The organism is Jannaschia rubra (assembly GCF_001403735.1).
Taxonomy (GTDB): domain Bacteria; phylum Pseudomonadota; class Alphaproteobacteria; order Rhodobacterales; family Rhodobacteraceae; genus Jannaschia; species Jannaschia rubra.
Genome location: NZ_CXPG01000020.1, coordinates 386,346 through 407,599, shown reverse-complemented (window position 1 = coordinate 407,599; position 21,254 = coordinate 386,346). Strand labels below are relative to the sequence as shown.

Genomic DNA, 21,254 nt, shown 5'->3' with positions numbered 1-21,254 from the left:
GGGACCGTGGATATGATCGTCCGGCCGCGCATCACTGGATCACCACGAGGACTTCGGGCCACCGCGCCCAGAACCCGCCCAGCACCTCGTAGCGGGCAAGAAAGGCGACCAGCACGACCCAGGCGAGCGAGAAGGGCAGGAACACCTTCCAGCCGAGCCGCATCAACTGGTCGTAGCGGTAACGCGGCACGATGGCCTTCACCATGGAGATCAGGAAGAAGATGACGAGCATCTTGCCCACCATCCACAACGCCCCGTCCGGCAGGAACGGGACGGGCGACAGCCAGCCGCCGAAGAAGATCAGCGAGATGAGGGCCGTCATCAGCACGATGGTGGCGTATTCGCCGATCATGAACAGAAGGAAGGGCGTGGAGGAATATTCGACCTGATAGCCCGCCACCAGTTCCGACTCGGCCTCCGGCAGGTCGAAGGGCGGGCGGTTGGTCTCGGCCAGGGCCGAGATGAAGAACAGGAACACCATGGGCAGGTGCGGCAGCCAGTACCAGTTCAGGAACCCGAGGTCGCCATGCTGTGCGCGCACGATGTCGGTCAGGTTGAGCGATCCGGTCGAGATGATGACGCCGATCAGGATGAGGCCGATCGACACCTCGTAGGAAATCATCTGCGCCGCCGAACGGAGCGAGCCGAGGAAGGGATACTTCGAGTTCGAGGCCCAGCCGCCCATGATGATGCCGTAGACCTCGAGCGAGGAGACGGCGAAGACGTAGAGGATGGCCACGTTGAGTTCGGCGATCGCCCAGCCGTCGCCGAAGGGGATCACCGCCCAGGCGATCATCGACAGGGTAAAGGTGATCATCGGCGCCATCAGGAAGATGGCCCGGTCCGCGCCCGCGGGAATCACGATCTCCTTCAGGGCGTATTTGAAGAAGTCCGCGAACGACTGGAGAAGGCCGAACGGCCCGACCACGTTCGGCCCCTTGCGCATCTGCACCGCCGCCCAGATCTTGCGGTCCGCATAGAGGAGGACGGCGAGACTCATGAGCAGGAGCACCACCAGCAGCAGGATCTGCGCCAGAATCGTCAGGCCGATGCCCAAAGGTGATGCCAGGAATTCGACCATTTCAGTTCCTCATACGGTCTGGATGCCCTTCGCGCGGCAATCTTCCACCGCCACTTCGGCATCGATCGTTCGCAGTCCCTTGGGAAGCGTCGGCGAAACGGTGTAAACCGCATCTCCGCGCCAAAGGCCACCCTCTTCCACAACGTTTGTCCGCACCTGCCGCGCGAATCCGTAGCCCCGGATCAGCGCATATTGCGCGGCCGCGCATTCCGCATAGTCCACAACGTCCTGCAGGTCGCGCGCGCCCCCCATCGTGACGAGGAGGTTGACCAGATCGTCGGCCAGCAGACGCGTCTCGACCCCGAGGTATTCGGGGCGGAAGACCTCCCCCTCCGGCCGGTCCTCCGTCGCGCAGCCGGCCAGCGCCGCGACCGCCGCCAGAACCGGGCCGATCCGCGGCACCATCGTCACTCCGCCGCGATCGGCGCCGTCTCGCGCTCGCGCGCCAGGCGCGACAGTTCGGCCATGAGCTCGCTCGCCCGCGCGACGGGGTTCGTCAGATAGAAGTCGCGGACCGCCGATCCGAAATCGCCCTGCCCCAGGTCGGGAAGGGGGCCGGCGGGCGCGAAGTCGTTGACGGGAACCTCGTCGAGTTCGGCCAGTTGCGGCGCGGCCTCCACCAGGGCCCGGCGCAGTTGCGCGATGCTGTCGAAAGGCAGCTGGAACCCCACTTCGGCAGAAAGCGCGCGCAGGATGGCCCAGTTCTCCTTGGCCTCGCCCGGTGCGAAGCCCGAGCGCAGCGCCAGTTGCGGCCGCCCTTCGGTGTTGACGAAAAGCCCCTGCTCCTCGGTCCAGGCGGCGCCCGGCAGGATGATGTCGGCGCGGTGCGCGCCCCGGTCCCCGTGCGAGCCCTGGTAGATCACGAAGGGTCCGGGGGGCACGTCGATCTCGTCCGCGCCCAGGTTGTAGACCACGTCGGCCGACAACGCGGCGTCGATCCCGCCCTCGGTATGGCATCCGGCATCCATCGCCCCGACCCGCCCGGCGGCCGTGTGCAGGATCAGAAGGCCCGCGCCCCGCGCTTCGGCGATCTGCCGGGCGTGCGCCAGAACGGCCGCGCCGTCGTCGCCGGTCAGCGCGGCATTGCCGAGGATAACGATCGAGGGCTTGTCGCGACTCGCCTCGTCCTCCGCCGAGATCCGCGCCAGCGCATCGCGCCCGGTTCCCAGATGCTCATGCTCGTAGGTGAGTTCGGCCGGCTGACCGATCAGCCGCACGTCGGCACCGTGCAGCCAGGCCTTGCGGATGCGCGCGTTCAGCACCGGCGCCTCGACCGCCGGGTTCGTCCCGATCAGCAGGACGTCCTTCGCGGTGTCGATATCCTCGACCGCCGCGGTCCCCGCGTATTCCGCGCGGTCCGTGCCCAGCTTCGCCCCGTCGGTCCGGCATTCGGTGACGCCGCCCATCGCGTCCATCAGGCTGCGCAGGGCGAAGGCCGCTTCGGTGGGCGCAAGGTCGCCCACGATGCCCGCGACCCGCCGGTCCTTCATCGCCGCGGCCGCCGCCGCCAGCGCCTCGGGCCAGGTGGCCCGCGTCAGCTTGCCGTCCACGCGCACATAGGGCGTGTCGAGCCGCTGGCGCCGCAGGCCGTCCCAGACGAAGCGGGTCTTGTCGCTGATCCATTCCTCGTTGGTGCCGTCGTGGTTGCGCGGCAGGATGCGCATGACCTCGCGCCCCTTGGTGTCGACCCGGATGCTGCTGCCCAGGGCGTCCATGACGTCGATCGTCTCGGTCTTGGTCAGCTCCCAAGGCCGGGCGGTGAAGGCATAGGGCTTGGAGACCAGCGCGCCCACGGGGCAAAGGTCGATGATGTTGCCCTGAAGGTTCGATTTCAGCGTCTCGCCCAGATAGGAGGTGATCTCCGAATCCTCGCCGCGCCCGGTCTGGCCGAGGGCCGAGGTGCCGGCGACTTCGGTGATGAACCGCACGCAGCGGGTGCAGGAGATGCAGCGCGTCATATGCGTCTCGACCAGCGGGCCGAGATCCATGTCGACGGCCGCGCGCTTGGGTTCGCGGTAGCGGCTGAAGTCGACGCCGTAGGCCATCGCCTGATCCTGAAGGTCGCATTCGCCGCCCTGGTCGCAGATCGGGCAGTCGAGCGGATGGTTGATGAGGAGGAACTCCATCACCCCCTCGCGCGCCTTCTTGACCATGGGGCTGTTGGTGCGGACCTGCGGCGGCTCGCCGTCCTTGCCGGGGCGCAGGTCGCGCACCTGCATGGCGCAGCTCGCGGCGGGCTTGGGCGGGCCGCCCACGACCTCGACCAGGCACATCCGGCAGTTGCCGGCGATGGACAGACGCTCGTGATAGCAGAAGCGGGGGATCTCCACGCCCGCCATCTCGCAGGCCTGGATCAGGGTCATCTCGGCCGGAGCCTCGATTTCGGTCCCGTCGATGACGATTTTCTTGAGGTCGGCCATGCCCATCGCTCCGGTCTGCTAGCAGCGCGTTTCGGAGGTGGTTCTAGACCGGCCGCGCGGCGGAGGCCAGTGCGTCAAGGTGCCAAATCGGGGCGACCGATCAGCGCGGCGCCAGAAGCCGCCCGATGTTGGTGTCGCGCGCCACCTCGGTCCGGCCGACCGCGCAATGGCCGGCGACGTCGCCGCGTACGGCCCCCATCCCGGCCAGCCTGTCGCGGGCCACGGCCTCCAGCTTCCGCTTCTCGGCCTTGTCGTCGATGAACGCCTCGATCTCGGCCGGGGAGTAGCCCATCTGCCGCGCCGCCGACTTGAGCGACAGAAGGTAGCTCAGGCCGCGCAGCCGCCGCGCGTCGATGTCGGGGCACACGCGCGAGATCTCGTAGGCGATGCCGACGACGATCAGCCCTTCGGTGATCCCCGCCTCGTCCTTGAGGGCGGCGGAAGCGGGGGCGGCGAGGATCGCGGCCGACAGCAGGATGGGAAGAAAGCGCATGGGTCCGTCCTCGGGTCGCAAGCTGGGGGAGAGGACAGAACTTGGGGCAAGGGCGATGCTATTCAATATCGCCCCCGCCCCGGGGGCCGGATCGCGCGCAGGTCAGCGCGAAATGCAGGTTCCGGCCAGCAGGACGGCGCCGGTTTCGTCCACCGCGACCTGTTCGGGCGCACGGTCCGGCCCCTGCGACCAGGCGATCTCGGATCCGCCGAAGGTCCGCAGGCAATAGGCCACCGCCTCGGCCCGGCCGGCCTCCAGCGCGGCGGCCATGTTGCGCCCCTCGCCCCGCGTCGCGGTGGCGAAACCGCGGCCGTCGGCGGTGGCGGGCGTCACGCGGGTGCGGAACCGCACGCCCCCGATCTCGGTCTGGCTGCCGCGCAGCCCCCCTGCCCCGCTGAACGGCCCCGAGGCCGCGGAGCCCAGGCTGTCGAGCGTGCCGCAGGATGCGAGCGCCATCGCGCCCAGAAGAAGAACCGTCAGCCTCATGCGGCGACCTCCCGTCGGTGGGTTGGGGTATGGCGCGGGGCCTGCGTCACGACACGAAGGCCCCGATGAGCGCCATCACCGCCAGCGTCAGCGTGCAGACCACGCCCGCCACATAGCAGGCCGAGCGCAGCATCTGGTTCTCGGTCCCGATGTGGACGGCGGCCATTGCGATGCGCGCCACCATGAACAGCGCGGCGAACAGGTTCACCCAGAACGGCGGCCCGCCCGCGAGGATGGCCGCGACCGTGGCCGCGACGAACACGCCCGACGTCTCGACCGCGTTCAGATGCGCGCGTGACCGGCGATAGGCGGGGTCGGAATAGTCCCGCGCCGGATGCCCGCTGTCGGTCCGACGGCGCGACGTGCCGTGTCCCGACAGGCCGGTCAGCACGATCAGCAGCAGCGCCCAGAGCGCCAGCGCGGCCAGTGCGTGCGAATAGGGCGCAAAAAGCGGCGTCACGACGTCCGCGGGCGCGACCTGCGCCAGCGCCGGACCGGCCGCCAGGAACGGCAGCGCGGCTGGCAGGGCGCGGATCACTCCGCGGCCACCGCGCTCACGCGACCGCTGCGCTTGTGCTTGATGCGGTCCTCGATCTCGTCCCGGAAGTGCCGGATCAGGCCCTGGATCGGCCAGGCGGCCGCGTCGCCCAAGGCGCAGATCGTGTGTCCCTCGACCTGCTTGGTCACGTCGAGCAGCATGTCGATCTCCTCGACCTCCGCATCGCCGCGCACCAGCCGGTCCATCACCCGCATCATCCAGCCCGTGCCCTCGCGGCAGGGCGTGCACTGGCCGCAGCTTTCGTGCTTGTAGAAGGCCGAGAGCCGCCAGATCGCCTTTATGACGTCGGTGGAGTTGTCCATCACGATCACGGCGGCGGTGCCCAGGCCCGACTTCTGCTCCCGCAGGTAGTCGAAATCCATGATCGCCTCCCGCATCTCGCTGCCCGGCAGGAGCGGCACCGAGGCGCCGCCGGGGATCACCGCCTTGAGGTTGTCCCAGCCGCCCCGGATGCCGCCGCAGTGCTTGTCGATCAGCTCCTCGAAGCCGATGGACATGGCCTCCTCGACGACGCAGGGGCGGTTGACGTGGCCCGAGATGGCGAAAAGCTTGGTGCCCGCATTGTTGGGCCGGCCGAAGCCCGCGAACCATTCGGCCCCGCGCCGCAGGATGGTGGGCACGACCGCGATGGACTCGACGTTGTTCACCGTCGTGGGGCAACCGTAGAGGCCCGCGCCCGCCGGGAACGGCGGCTTCATCCGCGGCATCCCCTTCTTGCCTTCCAGCGATTCGAGCAGCGCCGTCTCCTCGCCGCAGATGTAGGCGCCGGCGCCATGCGCCACATAGAGGTCGAAGTCCCAGCCCGACTTGCAGGCGTCGGGGCCGATCAGCCCGGCGTCATAGGCCTCGTCGATGGCGGTCTGAAGCGCCTCGCGCTCGCGGATGTATTCGCCGCGGATGTAGATGTAGCAGGCATGCGCGCCCATGGCGAAGGAGGCGATCAGCGCGCCCTCGATCAGGGTGTGGGGATCATGGCGCATGATCTCCCGGTCCTTGCAGGTTCCGGGCTCCGACTCGTCGGCGTTGATGACCAAGTAGGCCGGGCGTCCGTCGCTTTCCTTGGGCATGAACGACCACTTGAGGCCGGTGGGGAACCCCGCGCCGCCGCGCCCGCGCAACCCGCTGGCCTTCATCACCTCGACGATCTTGTCGCGGCCCATGGCGATCAGGTCGCCGGTCCCGTCCCAGTGGCCCCGCGCCCGGGCGCCCTTGAGCGAACGGTCCGCCATCCCGTAGATGTTGGTGAAGATCCGGTCCTGGTCTTTCAGCATCGTCGTCACTCCTTCATCCGGCGCATCCGCCAGATCATCACGGTGTCATATATCGCCCAGGCCATGCCGACCAGTGCCACGGAATCGCCCAGGCCCATGACCCGCCGCGACAGGTCGAATTGCGCGCCGAGAAACTGCAGCAGCGCCCAGCCGAGAAAGACCGCCAGGATGACGATGGCCACCCGGGCGGAGCGTTTGGCGATCGCCACGTCGAGATCCGAGGGTCCGGTCATTTCGGCGCCTCTTGAACAGGTCGGTATGGGCGGCGTCAAGCGACCGCGGGGTCGCAGGTATCACCGCGCGCCGTCGGCGCTCCCCCGCCGCGAGAACTCCGTCGCGCCGCCAAGCGCCAGCGTCTTGGCCTGCGATACCCAGTCGTCGCGGCTCACCCGGCCCCGGAACCCTTCCAGGTGGCTGTCGACCCAGGCGACCTCGGCATCGGTCCAGGCGGCGATCTGGTCGAAGTGCCAGAAGCCGAGCTCGTTGCACTGGCGCTCCAGCTTCGGGCCCACGCCCTTGATCTTCTTCAGGTCGTCCCCCTTGCCGTCGCGCGGTGCGTCGAGCGTTGCGGGCTTCGACGCGCCGCCCTCGTTCATCGCGTCGGGCACGGGCACGGTGGGAGTGGACGGCGTCTCCACCGCCTTCCGGGCCGAGGCGGGCAGTGCATCGTCGGGGGCGCCGGGGGCAGGCCGGTTGGTGGGTTGCGGCGCGGGCTCGGGCGTCAGCACGACGCCCGCCTGATTGGCGCTCGCCTCGGCCGGGGGAGCTTCGGCCTCCGCGGCCGGCGCCGTGCCGCCGGCGCGCGCACCTTCGCCCAAGGGCGTGCCCGTCATCGCGGGGGATGTCGCGGCAGGGGCCCCGCCCCCCGCAGCCGCCCCGCCGCCCGCGACGGTCGGAGGCACGGCGCTCTGCGGTGCGTCCTGCGGACGGGACGAGGCCGACGACGGCGGTGCGGAGGCCGCATCGTCCCGCCCGATCAGGCCCAGGAGCAGCAGCACGATCCCGAACACGATCAGGCCGGCGATCAGCGACCAGAAGAATCCCCAGTCGGCGGCCAGCCAGAACAGAAGCCACGCGACGACCCCGCTGGCCGCCGCGATGGGCATCCGGTTCCTGTGAACGGTGGCTCCGGTGTCGTCCATTGTGCATCTCCCCAGATGGTCGGGGGATCATCCCGGTCGACGCCCCCAGTTACGTGTCGCGCGCGGAGGTGTCGGTCTCTCCTCCGTCCGCCAATACCTTAGCCTGTTTGACCCATTCGTCACGCGTCACGCGACCCTTGAACCCTTCGAGGTTGGAATCCACCCAGGCGATTTCCGCGTCGGACCAGGCCGCGATCTGGTCGAAATGCCAGAACCCCATGGAATTGAGCATGTTTTCCAGTCTAGGTCCGACGCCCCGTAGGCGCTTCAGGTCGTCGCCCCGTCCGGCGCGGGGTTGCGCCAGGCCGGCCGGGCGAGTGCCCGCGCCAGCGCCGACCGATTCGCTCGTGGCCCGCACCTCGGTCGCGGTCCTCTGGCCGTCCGGCTGGCCGTCGGCATCGACCGACCCGCCGGTGACGACCGGGCGCGCGCCTTCGCCGATGCCTTCGGCCGCGTCGCCGGGCAGGCCGGGTGCGACCTCACCCTCGTCCGGGCGGCCCTTGGCCTCGGCGTCCGAGCCGCGCACATTGGCCACCGCATCGCTGGCGTCGCCGCGCTCGCGGTTGGCGTCGTCTTCGCCGCGCACCTTGCCGGCCTGCTTGCCGTCTGGTCCCGAAGGGCCCAGCATCGGGTCACGGGCGGCAGTCTTCGGATCGAGGTCGGCGGCTTCGGCGCGATGCCACGGCGTGCGGAGCGGCACCTCGGTCCCGTCGATGCGCCGGATCGTGTCGCCGATGGCCAGCGCCTGCGCGACCGAGACGTTGTGCTCATGGTCCTTGTCTTCGGCGTGATCCGTGAGCGTCGTCGCGCCGCCCAAGGGTTCCGAGGCGAAGCGTCCGTTCTGCGGTCCGGGCACCGGCACCGCGCCCTGACGCAACTCGTCCAGGATCTCGCCCAGCCGCGCGGCGGTCAGATCCTCGTAGTAGTCCTTGCCGATCTGCGCCATCGGCGCGTTGGAGCAGGCGCCCAGGCACTCGACCTCCTCCCATGACAGTTGCCCGTCGGCGCTGACCTCATGGGGACGCGGCGCGATCTTCTCGCGGCAGACGGCGACCAGATCCTCGGCCCCGCAGATCATGCAGGAGGTGGTGCCGCAGATCTGGATATGCGCGGTCTTCCCCACAGGCTGAAGCTGGAACATGAAGTAGAAGGTCGCCACCTCCAGCGCGCGGATATAGGCGAGGCCCAGCATGTCGGCCACATGCTCGATCGCCGGCCGCGTCAGCCAGCCCTCCTGCTCCTGCGCGCGCCAGAGCAGCGCGATGATCGCGCTGGCCTGCCGCCCCTCGGGGTATTTCGTCATCTGCGCCTCGGCCCACTCCCGGTTGGCGGGGGTGAAGGCGAAGGTCTCGGGCTGGTCGGGGGAAAGGCGGCGGAGCATGGCGTGGAATCCGGTCGGCTAGGTCAAATCATTGGGCGAGAAGAAGGAACGAGGATCCGAAGATCACCCCCGCGCCCCCAAGGGCGAGAAGGGACAGGCCGATCACGTTCCCGAGCAGATAGGCCGGGCCGGGATCACGGAACCTGCGCGCCGCGAAGATGGCAAGGCTGACGGACGTGACCTGAAGCAGGGCGACCGCGATCATCGTCATCATGCCGATTCCTCCCTGCACGCGGGACGCGGCCTCAACGGTCGATCTCCCCGAACACCACGTCCAGCGTGCCGATGATGGCGGCCACGTCGGCAAGCTGGTGCCCCTTCGAGATATGGTCCATCGCCTGAAGATGCAGGTAGCCCGGCGCGCGCAGTTTGGCGCGGTAGGGTTTGTTCGACCCGTCCGACACCATGTAGACGCCGAACTCGCCCTTGGGCGCCTCGACCGCGGCATAGACCTCGCCCGCCGGCACGTGGAACCCTTCGGTGTAGAGCTTGAAGTGGTGGATCAGGCTCTCCATCGAGGTCTTCATGTCGCCCCGCTTCGGCGGCGTCACCTTGCCCCGCGCCAGGATGTCGCCCTGCCCCTCGGGGGCCCGCAGCTTTTCGATGGCCTGGAGCATGATGCGGACCGATTGCCGCATCTCCTCCATGCGCACCAGGAACCGGTCGAAGCAGTCGCCGTTCCGCCCCGTGGGGATCAGGAAGTCGAACTCGTCGTAGCACTCATAGGGCTGCGCGCGACGCAGGTCCCAAGTCAGGCCGGACCCCCGCGCCATGACGCCGGAGAAGCCCCAGTCCATCACCTCCTGCTCGGAAATGATGGCGATGTCGACGTTGCGCTGCTTGAAGATGCGGTTCTCCGACAGCAGCCCGTCGATGTCGTCGAGCACGGCGGGGAACGTGCCGCACCACGTCTCGATGTCGTCCAGAAGGCTGGGCGTCAGGTCCTGGTGCACGCCCCCGGGCCGGAAGTAGGCCGCGTGGAGCCGCGCGCCGCTCGCCCGCTCGTAGAACTCCATGAGCTTCTCGCGCTCGTTGAACCCCCAGAGCGGCGGCGTCAGCGCGCCCACGTCCAGCGCCTGCGTCGTGACGTTGAGCAGATGCGACAGGATGCGCCCGATCTCGCAATAGAGGACGCGGATCAGGCTCGCCCGGCGCGGCACCTCCGTCCCGGTCAGCCGCTCGATGGCGAGGCACCAGGCGTGTTCCTGGTTCATCGGCGCCACGTAATCCAGCCGGTCGAGATATGGCAGGTTCTGCAGATAGGTCCGGCTCTCCATCAGCTTCTCGGTGCCGCGATGCAGCAGCCCGATGTGGGGGTCGCAGCGCTCCACGATCTCGCCGTCGAGTTCCAGCACCAGCCGCAGCACGCCATGCGCCGCCGGATGCTGCGGCCCGAAGTTGATGTTGAAGTTCCGGATCCGCTGCTCACCCGTCAGCATATCCTGGGAGCCGTCGTCGTAGGTGTTCCTGCGAATGTCGCCGTCCATCACCTGCCCCCTTTTTTACGTAAATAGCGATCCTCTAAGTCGCAGAAATAGCGATTCATGTTCCGCTTTTGCTTCTTTGCGCTCAACCAGATCGATAGTCTATCAGACAAGGTCAGCACTCCCACGGCAAAAGCTACAAGGCCACCACCAGTAGTCGCAAGAAGGTAAAAGATGCTCACTTCGCCTCCCCCTTCTCGTCGCCGGGCAGCACGTATTCCGCACCCTCCCACGGCGACATGAAATCGAACTGCCGGTATTCCTGCGTCAGGTTCACAGGCTCGTAGATCACGCGCTTGGTGACCTCGTCGTACCGCACCTCGGTATAGCCCGTGGTCGGGAAATCCTTGCGCAGCGGATGACCGCGAAAGCCGTAGTCGGTCAGGATGCGGCGCAGGTCCGGATGGCCCGAGAACAGCACGCCGAACATGTCGAACACCTCCCGCTCGAACCAGTTGGCGGAGGGATGGATGCCGGTGATCGAGGGCACGATCTCCTCGGCGCGCACGCGGGCCTTCACGCGGATGCGCTGGTTCCGGTACATCGACAGGAAGTGATAGACGATGCAGAACCGCCGGTCGTCGCCCGGATAGTCGATCGCGGTGATGTCCACGAGCGACGCGAACCGGCACTGTTCGTCGCTCCGCAGGAAGTCCACCAGGGCCGGCACGTCCGACGCCGTGGCCTCCAGCGTCAGCTCGTCCGTGGCGATGGAATGGGACGACACCAGATCGCCCTGCCGCAGCTCGATATGCGCCGCCAGTTCCCGAAGTTGTTCTTCCATCAGCGCACCAGCGTTCCGGTCCGGCGGATCTTCCGCTGGAGTTGCAGGAGACCGTAGAGCAGCGCCTCGGCCGTGGGCGGACAGCCCGGCACGTAGAGGTCGACCGGCACGATCCGGTCACAGCCCCGCACCACCGAATAGCTGTAGTGATAGTATCCGCCGCCATTGGCGCAGGACCCCATGGACAGCACGTACCGCGGCTCGGGCATCTGGTCGTAGACCTTGCGCAGCGCCGGCGCCATCTTGTTGGTCAGCGTGCCCGAGACGATCATCAGGTCCGACTGGCGCGGAGAGGCGCGGGGCGCCATGCCGAACCGCTCCATGTCGTAGCGGGGCATGGCCGTGTGCATCATCTCGACCGCGCAGCAGGCAAGGCCGAAGGTCATCCAGTGCAGGCTGCCGGTGCGCGCCCAGTTGATGATGTCCTCGGTCGATGTCAGCAGGAACCCCTTGTCCTGAAGCTCTCGGTTCAGAAGCTGGGTGGCGTGTTCTTTGTCGCCGCCCGCGGTGTTCAGTCCGGTCTGCACGCCCATCGTCGCCGCTCCTTCGGGAATCTCGGCGGGGGCGCGGGGCCCCCGGTCGGTCTGCGGTGTAGCCCGCGCCCCATTGGGGGTCAACGCGCGCACCGCGATACGTTACATAGAACGGACGGCGACGGAATTGCAGGCCCCCGCCCGCGACATGGCGTCCCGCCCCCAAGCCACCCTCGCGCGTGTCCACCGGGCAGGAGCCTCCGGCGGGAGTATTTAGGGCAGGAAGAAAGGGGCAGGTCGCCCCCGGCGGACAGATCGCCAGGCGTAAGGCCATCCGGGGGCGGGGAAGCCAGGCTTCTCCCTGTACGGCCATCGGCTCTCCAGCCTGTTCCGCAGGGGTCAGCCTGCCGCGGGCGGGTTAAGATCGGGTGAACGAGGCTTCTTCCTGTCGGAAATACTCACCGGCGCCGCGTCCGCCCGGGACGCGGCCGGGGGACAGGATCACTCCCAGTCGAGAGCGCCCTTCTTCCATTCGTAGGCGAACCCCACCGTCAGGACGCCCAGGAAGACCATCATCGACCAGAACGCGGCCTCCGTCAGGCCCGCGAACGACACGGCCCAGGGAAACAGGAACGCGATCTCGAGGTCGAAGATGATGAACAGGATCGCCACGAGGTAGAAACGCACGTCGAACTTCATCCGCGCGTCGTCGAAGGCGTTGAAGCCGCATTCGTAGGCCGAGACCTTCTCGGGATCGGGGTTGCGGACAGCCAGCACCACGGCCGCCAGAACCAGCACCAGCCCCAGCCCCACCGCCACGACGAGGAAGACCAAAATCGGCAGGTATTCGCGAAGCAAAAAGTCCATGGGCAGCCTCCGGGCGTCTCGGGTTCCCCCGCTCTAAGGCCGGGTCGGGGCGACGTCAACGCGCCCGGCGGCCGACCGGGGCCGGGGCGCGCCCATCAGCGTCATCTTGACCCAGGCGGGCCCCACGCCCGGCGCGGCGATGCGGCACCAGTCCTGCGCCGGGTTGCAGACGTCGATCCGGCCACCCTCGCCGGGGCGCAACCGCCCGACGACGGCGTTCTCCGTCCCCGGCCCCGCCCGCATGTTCACCAGCCCGGCCGTGACGTTGCCGAACGGCTCGGTCACCGAAAAGATCAGCGGCGGCACCCCGTCCGCCACCCGGGGCGCCTCAGGCGACGCTCGGTCCGGCGCATCGGGCAGGGGGTCGACGAACACGGGATACATGGGCACCGGCTGTGGCGCCACGTCCATGGGGTCGAGCGGTGCCGCCGCCGTGCCACCCCGTGCGCCCAGGACCGACACGTTGATCCAGCCCCATTTCGCGTTCGTCGAGACGATGCACCACAGGCCCCGTTCGTCGCAATGGCCCAGGTCCGCCACCTCGCCCGGGTCGAGGCGGTCGGTCTCGGGATAGAACAGTCCAGGCCCCTCGCGCAAAAAGACAGGATAGGCGTTCGCGTTGCGGATCGTCTGTGCCACGCCAGGTTGCGCGCAGAACAGGGCGACAAGGATGATCGCGACGATCCGTTTCATCAAAGCCTCCGGGCGGCACCGCGGGGTCCGGCACCCGCCCCTCGCCGGTCGCATGGCGTGACGGCGGCCGCAAGGACGGGCCGGTGTTATCGGCTATCCGAGGCTTGCCAGCAGGGCCGCCGACGGGTCGCCCGTGGCGGGCAGGCCGCGCGACCGCTGATAGGCGGCGATGGCCGTGCGGCTTTTCGGGCCGATCACCCCGTCGCTGCCGTCGGTGTCGAATCCCGCCGCCGTCAGCCGCCGTTGCAGGTCCTGCCGCTGGTCGATGGTCAAGCCGTATCGGTCGGGCCCGAAGGGTTGCCGTAGCGGCCCGCCGCCCGCGATGCGGTCCGCCAGGTGGCCCACCCCCAGGGCATAGCTGTCGGAGTTGTTGTAGCGCTTGATGACGCGGAAGTTCGGCCCCGTCCGGAACGACGGCCCGCCCGCGTCGGGCGTCAGGTTGCCGTTCGGGTCCTCGACCGCCCAGGAGGCGCCCCGCTGCCAGCCCGCCCCCGCCAGATAGGCCGCGGCCGAGGCAAGCGCATCCGTCGGGTCCTCGCCCCAGATGTCGCGGCGCCCGTCGCCGGTGAAATCCACCGCCGATTGCAGATAGGACGTGGGGATGAACTGCGTGTGGCCCATGGCCCCGGCCCAGCTTCCGACCATCCGATCGGGTGTCACGTCGCCCGCCTGGAGGATCTTCAGCGCCGCGATCAACTGCGCCTCGAAGAAGGCGCCGCGGCGGCCGTCATAGGCCAACGTCGACAGGGCCGAGACCGTGCCGATATCGCCGCGCCGCTGGCCGAAATTGCTCTCGACGCCCCAGATCGCCGCGACGATCTCGGCGGGAACGCCGTATCGCCCCTCGATCGCGGTCAGCGTCGCGCGGTTGCGCGCAAAGGCCGCGCGGCCCTCGGCAACCTTCCGTTCAGGCGCCACGATGGCGATGTAATCCTCGAAGCTGCGCTTGAACTCGGTCTGGTTGCGATCGCGCTCGACCACGCCGGGCAGGAAGCCCGCGCCCCGAAAGGCACCGTCGATGACGTCCTGCCGGATGCCCTGCGCCGCAGCCCGCCCCTTGAACGACGCGACCCAGGCATCCCAGCCCGGGTTCGGCTGCGGCAGCAGCGCGGGGTCCTGCCGCCGGGCGGCCACGCCCGCGCCGGGGGGCCTGCCCGAACAGCCCGTGACCAGGACAGCGGAGGCGGCGAGGGTGAACGCACGACGGGTGAGCATGGGCCTGTGATCCTTCTGGCGAGGGTTTCGCCCGAGCCTAGCGATACCGGTCCCGACGGCAAGACGTCAGATCGCGCCCCCGCCCCTTCGGCAAGGTGACGGCGGGTCAGTCGGCCCAGCGCGGCTTGCGCCGGTCGAAGAAGGCGCCCACGCCTTCGGCCGCCTCCTCCCCCTCCCACCGGGCGGCGAGCGCGTCGATGGTGGCCGCGATCGTGTCCTCGTCGATCACGGGTCCCAGGCTGCGGGCCAGCCGCTTGGCATCGGCCACGGCCCCCGGCGCGCAGGACAGATAGGGCGCGACCTCGGCCTCGACCGCGGCGTCCAGATCGTCCGGGGCGACCACGCGCGCCACCACGCCCAGGTCCCGCGCCTCGGCCGCGCCGAAGCGGCGGCCGTTCATGAAGACGCGCCGCGCCGGCCCCTCGCCCAGCCGCGCGATGACATAGGGGCCGATGGTCGCGGGGATCAGGCCCAGCCGCGTCTCGGTCAGGCCGAACAGCGCGCTGTCGGCCGCCACCGCCACATCGGCCACGCAGCAAAGCCCCACGCCACCGCCGAAAGCATTGCCCTGCACCCGCGCGATCAGGGGCTTGGGCAGGGTATTCAACGCCTGCAACATCCCCGCCAGCCGCCGCCCTTCGACGGCCCGCGCCGCGGCATCCGCATCGAACTGCGCCCGCATCCACCGCAGGTCGCCCCCCGCGCAGAAGGACGCGCCCCGCCCGGTCAGCACGACCACCCGGCTGTCGTCGGCGCCGAGCGTGCCCGCCAGGCCGGTCAACTCGTCCATCATCGCCGCCGACAGCGCGTTGTGCGTCTCCGGCAGGTCCAGCGTCACCGTCACGACGCCGCGCGCGTCGCGGGCGACCTCAAGCGTCTCGTGGGTCATGTTGCCCTCCCTTTCGTCCAATCGGCATGGATCCAGACCATCCGGTCGCAGAACCACAGCTTCGGCAGGATCGCGAGCGCCACGCCGAACACCGCCCAGTCCCACCAGAGCGCCCAGAGCCCCCAACCCATGACCGCGAGGCCGGGCAGGCTGCCCATGCTCAGCCAGACGGCCATCCGCCGGTGACGGGGCGCGATGTCGGCGCGGTGGCGCAGGAAGATGCGCTCGCCCTCCACCGCGCGGGTGGCCCAGTTGTCGGGGTCGTACTCCGCGGAAAAGAGGCGCGGGTTCAGCCAGTTCCAGCCGAGCGCCCCGGCCAGCGGGACCAGCGCCCACCAGCCCAGCCAGACGCGCGACCAGATGGCCAGCGCGATCAGCGGCAGCACGGTGAACCGCGTCGCCACCGACCGGGGGTTGCCGTGCCGCGCCCAGGCCGCGTCGTCCATCGCCATAAGGCGTTCGGCCCCCCGGAACACATCCATCAGCCCGACCGCATGCCCCGCGCCAGCGCCGCCGCCTGCGCCACCACCTGCGCGTCCAGTCCGGTATCGAAGCCCGCCGCCTCCAGATGCGCCAGCACCGCCTCGGTCGCCACGTTGCCCGCCGCCCCCGGCGCATAGGGGCAGCCGCCGAGCCCCCCCACGGCGGCGTCGAACACGCGCAGGCCCCGCGCCAGCGCCACGTCGATATTGGCCAGCGCCCGACCGGCCGTGTCGTGGAAATGTCCGGCGAGCGCCGCCGCCTCGATCTCGCCCGAAACGGCGTCCAGCATGGCGTCCACCGCCTCGGGCGTGCCGCGTCCGATGGTGTCGCCCAGGCTCACCTCGTGGCAGCCTAGGTCGCGCAGCGCGGCCACAACGCGCGCCACATCGCCCGGCGCGGTCGGCCCGTCGAAGGGGCAGTCGGTCACGCAGGAGACATAGCCCCGCACCGGCACGCCGTCGGACCGTGCAGCCGCCGCCACCGGAGCGAACCGCGCGAGGCTTTCCGCGATGGTCGCGTTCAGGTTCGCGCGCGAGAACCCTTCGGAGGCCGAAGCGAAGATCGCCACCTCGTCCGCGCCCGCCGCCCGCGCGCCCTCGTATCCGCGCAGGTTGGGCGTCAGCGCCGCATAACCCACGCCCGGCGCGCGCGCGATGCCGGCCAGAACCTCGGCCCCGTCGGCCATCTGCGGCACCCACCTGGGGCTCACGAAGCTCGCCACCTCGATCCGCCGGAACCCCGCGCGCGACAGAAGGTCGACCAGCGCGATCTTGTCGGCGGTGGGGATCGGGCGCTTTTCGGTCTGCAACCCGTCGCGGGGGCCGACCTCGAAGATCTCGACGGCCTCAGGCATCGGGCACCTCGTAGAAGTCCCGGGCGTGCAGCGCGTTCACCGGCTCGACCGGACAGGCGGGGCGGGATTCGCAACGTGCCAGCCAAGCGGCAAGCTGGGGCCGGTCGCCGATGCGGTGGAAATGCCGCGCCATCATCACCGCCTGCCCCACCGCCACATCGGCGGCCGAGAACGACGAGAGAAGCCAGTCGCCCGCGAGCCGCGCCTCGATGGCGTCGAAGCACTTGCCCACGCGCGCCGCCTCCAGCTTCATCACCACGGGCGAGCGCATCCAGTCCTCGCGCAGCGCGATGTGCTGCTGCGTCAGCGCGGCGGAGTGCTGGCTGATCGTCTCCGCGAAATGCAGCAGGATCAGCCAGTCCGCCCGCTCCGCCTCACCCGGCGCGCGGCCGAGGCCCGTCTCGGGATGGGTCTCGCAGAGCATCTCGATGATGGCGCCGCTTTCCCACAGCGACCGGCCCCCCATCTCCAGCGCGGGCACCCGTCCGGCAGGGTTCAGCGCCAGGAACTCCGGCCCGCGCAGCGCCTTGTCGAAGGGCCAGACGCGGACCTCCGCCTCCAGCCCCATCTCGCGCAGCAGCCACAGCACGCGGTCGGACCGCGTGCCGGGGACGTGGTGGAGGGTGATCTTGCTCATTCCTCCTCCATCCGGATCAGGGGCGCGCCCGCCTCGACCTGGGTGCCGGCGGTCGCCAGGACCTCGGCCACGGTGCCGTCGCGGGGGGCGGTCAGCACATGCTCCATCTTCATGGCCTCCAGCACGGCCAGCCGGTCGCCCTGCGCCACGGTCGCGCCCGTCTCGACGAAGACCGCCTTGACGAGGCCGGGCATCGGCGCCTCGACCAGCCCCGACGCGGCCCCGCCCGCCGCATCGACGGCCAGGGGGTCGGGCACATCGAAGCTGTGCGCGTCGTCGTCGAAGACATGGACGACGCCGGGCCCATGCGCCACCTCGGCCGCAACGGGCGCGCCGTCGATGCGCCAGCCGCCGTCGCGCGTCACCTCGTGCGCGGCGTCCTCCAGCGTCACGCGACAGCTGCCGCCGCCCCGTGCCTCGACCCGCGCCGTCATTTCGTCGCCCCGCGAGACCAGCCGCGCCGTCCAGGCGAGCGGCGTCCAGAGGTGCGCGCCTTCCTGCCATTGCGGCCGGTCGAGCCCGAGCGCCGCCAACGCCGCGAGCGCGCGCACCTGCGACGAAGGCTCCGGCCGCGCGGACAGGGCCGCGATATCCCGATCGATCAACCCGGTATCCACGTCCCCCGCCCGGAACCCCTCGTGCCGCGCGAGGCGGCGCAGGAAGGCGAGGTTCGTGACCGTCCCCGCCACCCGCGTCCCCGCCAGCGCGCGTTCCAGCGACAGAAGCGCCGTGGCCCGCGTCGGCCCGTGGACCACCACCTTGGCGATCATCGGGTCGTACCAGGGCGAGATCGTATCGCCCGCCCGCACCCCCGTCTCGGCGCGCACGCCCGGCGGGAAGCGCAGGTGGGTCAGGCGGCCCGTCTGCGGAAGGAAGCCGTTTTCCGCATCCTCGGCGTAGAGCCGCGCCTCGAAGGCGTGACCCTCGATCGTCAGGTCCTCCTGCGCGGCGGGCAGCGGCTCGCCCGAGGCGACGCGGAGCTGCCATTCCACCAGATCGACGCCGGTGATGGCCTCGGTCACGGGGTGTTCCACCTGAAGCCGGGTGTTCATCTCCATGAACCAGAAGCCGTCGGGGCGCAGGCCGTCCGATCCGTCGACGATGAACTCGACCGTGCCCGCGCCGGAATAGCCGATGGCCTCGGCCGCGCGGACGGCGGCGTCGCCCATGGCGGCGCGCATTTCGGGCGTCATGCCGGGGGCCGGGGCCTCCTCGATCACCTTCTGGTGGCGGCGTTGCAGCGAGCAATCGCGTTCGAACAGGTGCAGCGCGCGGGTGCCGTCGCCGAAGACCTGCACCTCGATGTGGCGGGGCGAGGCGATCCATTTCTCGATCAGCACATGGTCGTTGCCGAAGGCCTTGGCGGCCTCGGACTTCGCCGCCTCCAGCGCGTCGGCGAAGGCGTCGGGGGCCTCCACCCGCCGCATCCCCTTGCCGCCGCCCCCCGCGACAGCCTTGATGAGGACCGGATAGCCGATGTCCCCGGCCTGCCGCGCCAGATGCGCGGGGTCCTGGTTCTCGCCGCGATAGCCGGGCACGACCGGCACACCGGCCTTCTCCATCAGGTCCTTCGCCGCGTCCTTGAGGCCCATCGCCCGGATCGCGCTGGCGGACGGGCCGATGAACACCAGCCCCGCCGCCTCCACCGCCTCGACGAAAGCGGGGTTCTCGGACAGGAAGCCGTAGCCGGGGTGGATCGCCTCCGCCCCCGTGGCCCGCGCGGCTTCGATGATGGCGTCGCCGCGCAGATAGCTGTCGGCGGGGGCGGCACCGCCCAGCGACACGGCCTCGTCCGCCATGGCGACATGCCGCGCGCCGCGGTCGACGTCGGAATGGACGGCGACCGTCCGCACTCCCAGCCTGCGGCAGGTGTCGATGACGCGGCAGGCGATCTCGCCCCGGTTGGCGATCAGGATGGTGGCGAACATCAGGGGGCCTTTCCCGCGTAATCCTCGACCATGCGGAAGGTCTCGCACATGATCTTCATGTCGTCCGACCAGCCCCCCGTGGCGGCGAAATAGGGGCGGTAGACCTTTTGCCAGTGGGCCAGGTCGCGGAACTCGCCCTGTGCGGCCACGAAGGCCTCGTCCATCTCAGACCAGCGGCGCGTCTCGACGGCGACGGTCTCGACCATCAGGGCGGGCGTTCCGTCCCAGTCCAACGCCACGTCGCGCCGCCCGACCTCGGGCCAGGCATCGCCGCGGGGGCCGTAGTGGCGCGCCGCCTCGCAGGTCGCGGTCTTCCGCCCCGACCGCACCAGTGCCAGGATCGCGTCGCAGCGGGCCGCGTCGTCGCCGAAGCGGAAGGTCTCGGCTTCGGGGTTCGCGTCCACGATCTCCTGCAGGCTCGTCATCGTGGCACGCTCCCGTCCCTGCTTTCCGAATATGCCCGCCGGAGGCACCCGACCCCGGTCACATGCGGAACACGCCGAAGCGTGTCTCCCCGACAGGCGCATTGAGCGCGGCGCGCAGCGACAGGGCCAGCACCTGCCGCGACTTGCGTGGGTCGATGATGCCGTCGTCCCAGAGCCGGGCGGAGGCGTAAAGGGGGTGCGACTGGCGCGCGAACATCTCCTCCGTCGGGCGGCGGAAGGCGGCTTCCGCCTCGGCGGACCACTCCTCGCCCGCCCGCTCCATCGCGTCGCGTTTCACGGTGGCCAGCACCCCCGCCGCCTGCGCGCCGCCCATGACCGAGATGCGCGAATTGGGCCATGTCCAGAGGAACCGCGGCTGATAGGCGCGGCCCGCCATGCCGTAGTTCCCCGCCCCGAAGCTGCCGCCGACCAGCATGGTGATCTTGGGCACGGCGGTGGTGGCCACGGCCGTGACCATCTTGGCACCGTGGCGGGCGATCCCCTCGTTCTCGTATTTGCGGCCGACCATGAAGCCGGTGATGTTCTGCAGGAACACCAGCGGGATGTTCCGCTGCGAACAGAGCTCGATGAAATGCGCGCCCTTCTGCGCGGCCTCCGAAAACAGCACGCCGTTGTTGGCGACGAGGCCGACGGTCATGCCCTCGACCTCGGCGAAGCCCGTGACCAGCGTGTCGCCGAAGCGGGCCTTGAACTCGTCGAAGCGGCTGCCGTCGACCAGCCGCATGATGACCTCGCGGATGTCGTAGGGGGTGCGCAGGTCGCCGGGCACCACGTCGAACAGCTCCTCGGGGTCATAGGCCGGGGGCTCACCGGCCGGAAAGTTGAATGCCGTCAACGTGTTAACAGAAAGTAAAGCCTGCCGCGCCAGGGCCAGCGCATGGGCGTCGTCCTCGGCCAGATAGTCCGCGACACCCGAGAGGCGGGTGTGCACGTCGCCGCCGCCCAGATCTTCGGCCGTGACCACCTCGCCCGTGGCGGCCTTCACCAGCGGCGGGCCGGCGAGGAAGATCGTGCCCTGCTCGCGCACGATGATCGACACGTCGGACATGGCCGGAACATAAGCCCCGCCCGCCGTGCAGGAGCCCATGACGACGGCGATCTGCGCGATGCCCTTGGCGGACATGCGCGCCTGGTTGTAGAAGATGCGGCCGAAATGGTCGCGGTCGGGGAAGACCTCGTCCTGGTTGGGCAGGTTCGCCCCGCCCGAGTCGACCAGATAGACGCAAGGCAGGCGACATTCCTCCGCGATCTCCTGCGCGCGGAGGTGCTTCTTCACCGTGACGGGATAGTAGGTGCCGCCCTTCACCGTGGCGTCGTTGCAGACCACCATCACGTCGCGCCCGTGGACCCGGCCCACGCCCGCGATGGCGCCGCCGCCGGGCGAGGCGTCGTCGTACATCCCGTGGCCCGCGAAGGCGCCGATCTCGAGGAACGGGGAGCCGGGGTCGAGCAGGCCCGCCACCCGGTCGCGGGGCAGCATCTTGCCGCGCGACAGGTGCCGGTCGCGGGCGCGGTCGCCGCCGCCCGCCGCGGCCCGCTCGGCGGCGTCCCGCACCTCGGCCAGCGCGGCCTCATGCGCGGCGCGGTTGGCGCGGGCCTGCTCGGAGCCGGCAATGAGGGATGAGGTGAGTTTCATGTCCGGTCCTTTTCAGGGCGCGCGCGGGCGGCA

At 69.8% G+C, this 21,254-nt stretch carries 24 protein-coding genes; all 24 read right to left on the bottom strand.

What is annotated here, in order from left to right:
* Nucleotides 1-31 precede the first annotated feature (31 nt).
* Nucleotides 32-1,081 carry an NADH-quinone oxidoreductase subunit NuoH gene (nuoH, locus tag JAN5088_RS11630; protein ID WP_055682973.1) on the bottom strand — a complete coding sequence of 350 codons (1,050 nt, stop codon included), beginning with the start codon at nt 1,079-1,081 and terminating at the stop codon, nt 32-34.
* Nucleotides 1,082-1,090: 9 nt separating this feature from the next.
* Nucleotides 1,091-1,486 (bottom strand): YNQ4 family lipoprotein, encoded by a 396-nt coding sequence (locus JAN5088_RS11625; protein WP_055682972.1) that lies wholly within the window; start codon nt 1,484-1,486, stop codon nt 1,091-1,093.
* 2 nt (nt 1,487-1,488) lie between these two features.
* Nucleotides 1,489-3,501: an NADH-quinone oxidoreductase subunit NuoG gene (gene nuoG / locus JAN5088_RS11620; protein WP_055683337.1), complete on the bottom strand. Its 2,013-nt coding sequence runs from the start codon at nt 3,499-3,501 to the stop codon at nt 1,489-1,491.
* A 100-nt stretch (nt 3,502-3,601) separates the two neighbouring features.
* Nucleotides 3,602-3,994, bottom strand: a complete 393-nt coding sequence (locus tag JAN5088_RS11615) for a DUF5333 domain-containing protein (RefSeq protein WP_055682971.1) — start codon at nt 3,992-3,994, stop codon at nt 3,602-3,604.
* Nucleotides 3,995-4,096: 102 nt separating this feature from the next.
* The gene (locus JAN5088_RS11610) at nt 4,097-4,480 is read right to left on the bottom strand and encodes a hypothetical protein (RefSeq protein ID WP_055682970.1); all 384 of its coding nucleotides are present in this window, start codon (nt 4,478-4,480) and stop codon (nt 4,097-4,099) included.
* Between the two features lie 46 nt (nt 4,481-4,526).
* Nucleotides 4,527-5,018: an MAPEG family protein gene (locus tag JAN5088_RS11605; RefSeq protein ID WP_233489771.1), complete on the bottom strand. Its 492-nt coding sequence runs from the start codon at nt 5,016-5,018 to the stop codon at nt 4,527-4,529.
* Entirely contained in the window at nt 5,015-6,310 is a 1,296-nt protein-coding gene (gene nuoF, locus JAN5088_RS11600; protein ID WP_055682969.1) for an NADH-quinone oxidoreductase subunit NuoF, read from the bottom strand. The genes JAN5088_RS11605 and nuoF overlap by 4 nt, the downstream gene beginning before the upstream one ends.
* A gap of 5 nt (nt 6,311-6,315) precedes the next feature.
* Nucleotides 6,316-6,543, bottom strand: a complete 228-nt coding sequence (locus tag JAN5088_RS11595; RefSeq protein WP_055682968.1) for a DUF5337 family protein — start codon at nt 6,541-6,543, stop codon at nt 6,316-6,318.
* A gap of 60 nt (nt 6,544-6,603) precedes the next feature.
* On the bottom strand, nt 6,604-7,452 hold the full coding sequence (locus JAN5088_RS19065) for a helix-hairpin-helix domain-containing protein (RefSeq protein WP_177220049.1): 849 nt from the start codon (nt 7,450-7,452) through the stop codon (nt 6,604-6,606).
* A gap of 49 nt (nt 7,453-7,501) precedes the next feature.
* Nucleotides 7,502-8,833 (bottom strand): NADH-quinone oxidoreductase subunit E, encoded by a 1,332-nt coding sequence (locus tag JAN5088_RS11585; protein ID WP_055682966.1) that lies wholly within the window; start codon nt 8,831-8,833, stop codon nt 7,502-7,504.
* Between the two features lie 28 nt (nt 8,834-8,861).
* Nucleotides 8,862-9,047 carry a hypothetical protein gene (locus JAN5088_RS11580; protein WP_055682965.1) on the bottom strand — a complete coding sequence of 62 codons (186 nt, stop codon included), beginning with the start codon at nt 9,045-9,047 and terminating at the stop codon, nt 8,862-8,864.
* Nucleotides 9,048-9,078: 31 nt separating this feature from the next.
* Nucleotides 9,079-10,320 carry an NADH-quinone oxidoreductase subunit D gene (locus JAN5088_RS11575; protein WP_082429969.1) on the bottom strand — a complete coding sequence of 414 codons (1,242 nt, stop codon included), beginning with the start codon at nt 10,318-10,320 and terminating at the stop codon, nt 9,079-9,081.
* Between the two features lie 175 nt (nt 10,321-10,495).
* Entirely contained in the window at nt 10,496-11,101 is a 606-nt protein-coding gene (locus JAN5088_RS11570) for an NADH-quinone oxidoreductase subunit C (RefSeq protein WP_055682963.1), read from the bottom strand.
* On the bottom strand, nt 11,101-11,634 hold the full coding sequence (locus JAN5088_RS11565) for a NuoB/complex I 20 kDa subunit family protein (RefSeq protein WP_055682962.1): 534 nt from the start codon (nt 11,632-11,634) through the stop codon (nt 11,101-11,103). The genes JAN5088_RS11570 and JAN5088_RS11565 overlap by 1 nt, the downstream gene beginning before the upstream one ends.
* 441 nt (nt 11,635-12,075) lie before the next feature.
* Complete coding sequence (locus JAN5088_RS11560) at nt 12,076-12,441, bottom strand: NADH-quinone oxidoreductase subunit A (RefSeq protein WP_055682961.1); 366 nt, start codon at nt 12,439-12,441, stop codon at nt 12,076-12,078.
* Between the two features lie 33 nt (nt 12,442-12,474).
* On the bottom strand, nt 12,475-13,134 hold the full coding sequence (locus tag JAN5088_RS11555; protein WP_055682960.1) for an SH3 domain-containing protein: 660 nt from the start codon (nt 13,132-13,134) through the stop codon (nt 12,475-12,477).
* Nucleotides 13,135-13,227: 93 nt separating this feature from the next.
* A complete protein-coding gene (locus JAN5088_RS11550; RefSeq protein ID WP_055682959.1) occupies nt 13,228-14,349 on the bottom strand; it encodes a lytic murein transglycosylase in 1,122 nt (373 codons plus the stop codon).
* Between the two features lie 106 nt (nt 14,350-14,455).
* The gene (locus tag JAN5088_RS11545) at nt 14,456-15,238 is read right to left on the bottom strand and encodes a crotonase/enoyl-CoA hydratase family protein (protein WP_055682958.1); all 783 of its coding nucleotides are present in this window, start codon (nt 15,236-15,238) and stop codon (nt 14,456-14,458) included.
* Nucleotides 15,235-15,720 (bottom strand): DUF6653 family protein, encoded by a 486-nt coding sequence (locus JAN5088_RS11540; protein ID WP_055682957.1) that lies wholly within the window; start codon nt 15,718-15,720, stop codon nt 15,235-15,237. Before JAN5088_RS11540 ends, JAN5088_RS11545 begins: the two co-directional genes overlap by 4 nt.
* Entirely contained in the window at nt 15,720-16,574 is an 855-nt protein-coding gene (locus JAN5088_RS11535; protein ID WP_055682956.1) for a hydroxymethylglutaryl-CoA lyase, read from the bottom strand. The genes JAN5088_RS11540 and JAN5088_RS11535 overlap by 1 nt, the downstream gene beginning before the upstream one ends.
* Nucleotides 16,567-17,211 carry a glutathione S-transferase family protein gene (locus JAN5088_RS11530; protein ID WP_055682955.1) on the bottom strand — a complete coding sequence of 215 codons (645 nt, stop codon included), beginning with the start codon at nt 17,209-17,211 and terminating at the stop codon, nt 16,567-16,569. The genes JAN5088_RS11535 and JAN5088_RS11530 overlap by 8 nt, the downstream gene beginning before the upstream one ends.
* Complete coding sequence (locus JAN5088_RS11525; protein WP_055682954.1) at nt 17,208-19,139, bottom strand: acetyl-CoA carboxylase biotin carboxylase subunit; 1,932 nt, start codon at nt 19,137-19,139, stop codon at nt 17,208-17,210. The genes JAN5088_RS11530 and JAN5088_RS11525 overlap by 4 nt, the downstream gene beginning before the upstream one ends.
* On the bottom strand, nt 19,139-19,564 hold the full coding sequence (locus JAN5088_RS11520) for an ASCH domain-containing protein (protein WP_055682953.1): 426 nt from the start codon (nt 19,562-19,564) through the stop codon (nt 19,139-19,141). The genes JAN5088_RS11525 and JAN5088_RS11520 overlap by 1 nt, the downstream gene beginning before the upstream one ends.
* 58 nt (nt 19,565-19,622) lie before the next feature.
* A complete protein-coding gene (locus JAN5088_RS11515; RefSeq protein ID WP_055682952.1) occupies nt 19,623-21,221 on the bottom strand; it encodes a carboxyl transferase domain-containing protein in 1,599 nt (532 codons plus the stop codon).
* Between the last annotated feature and the right edge of the window lie 33 nt (nt 21,222-21,254).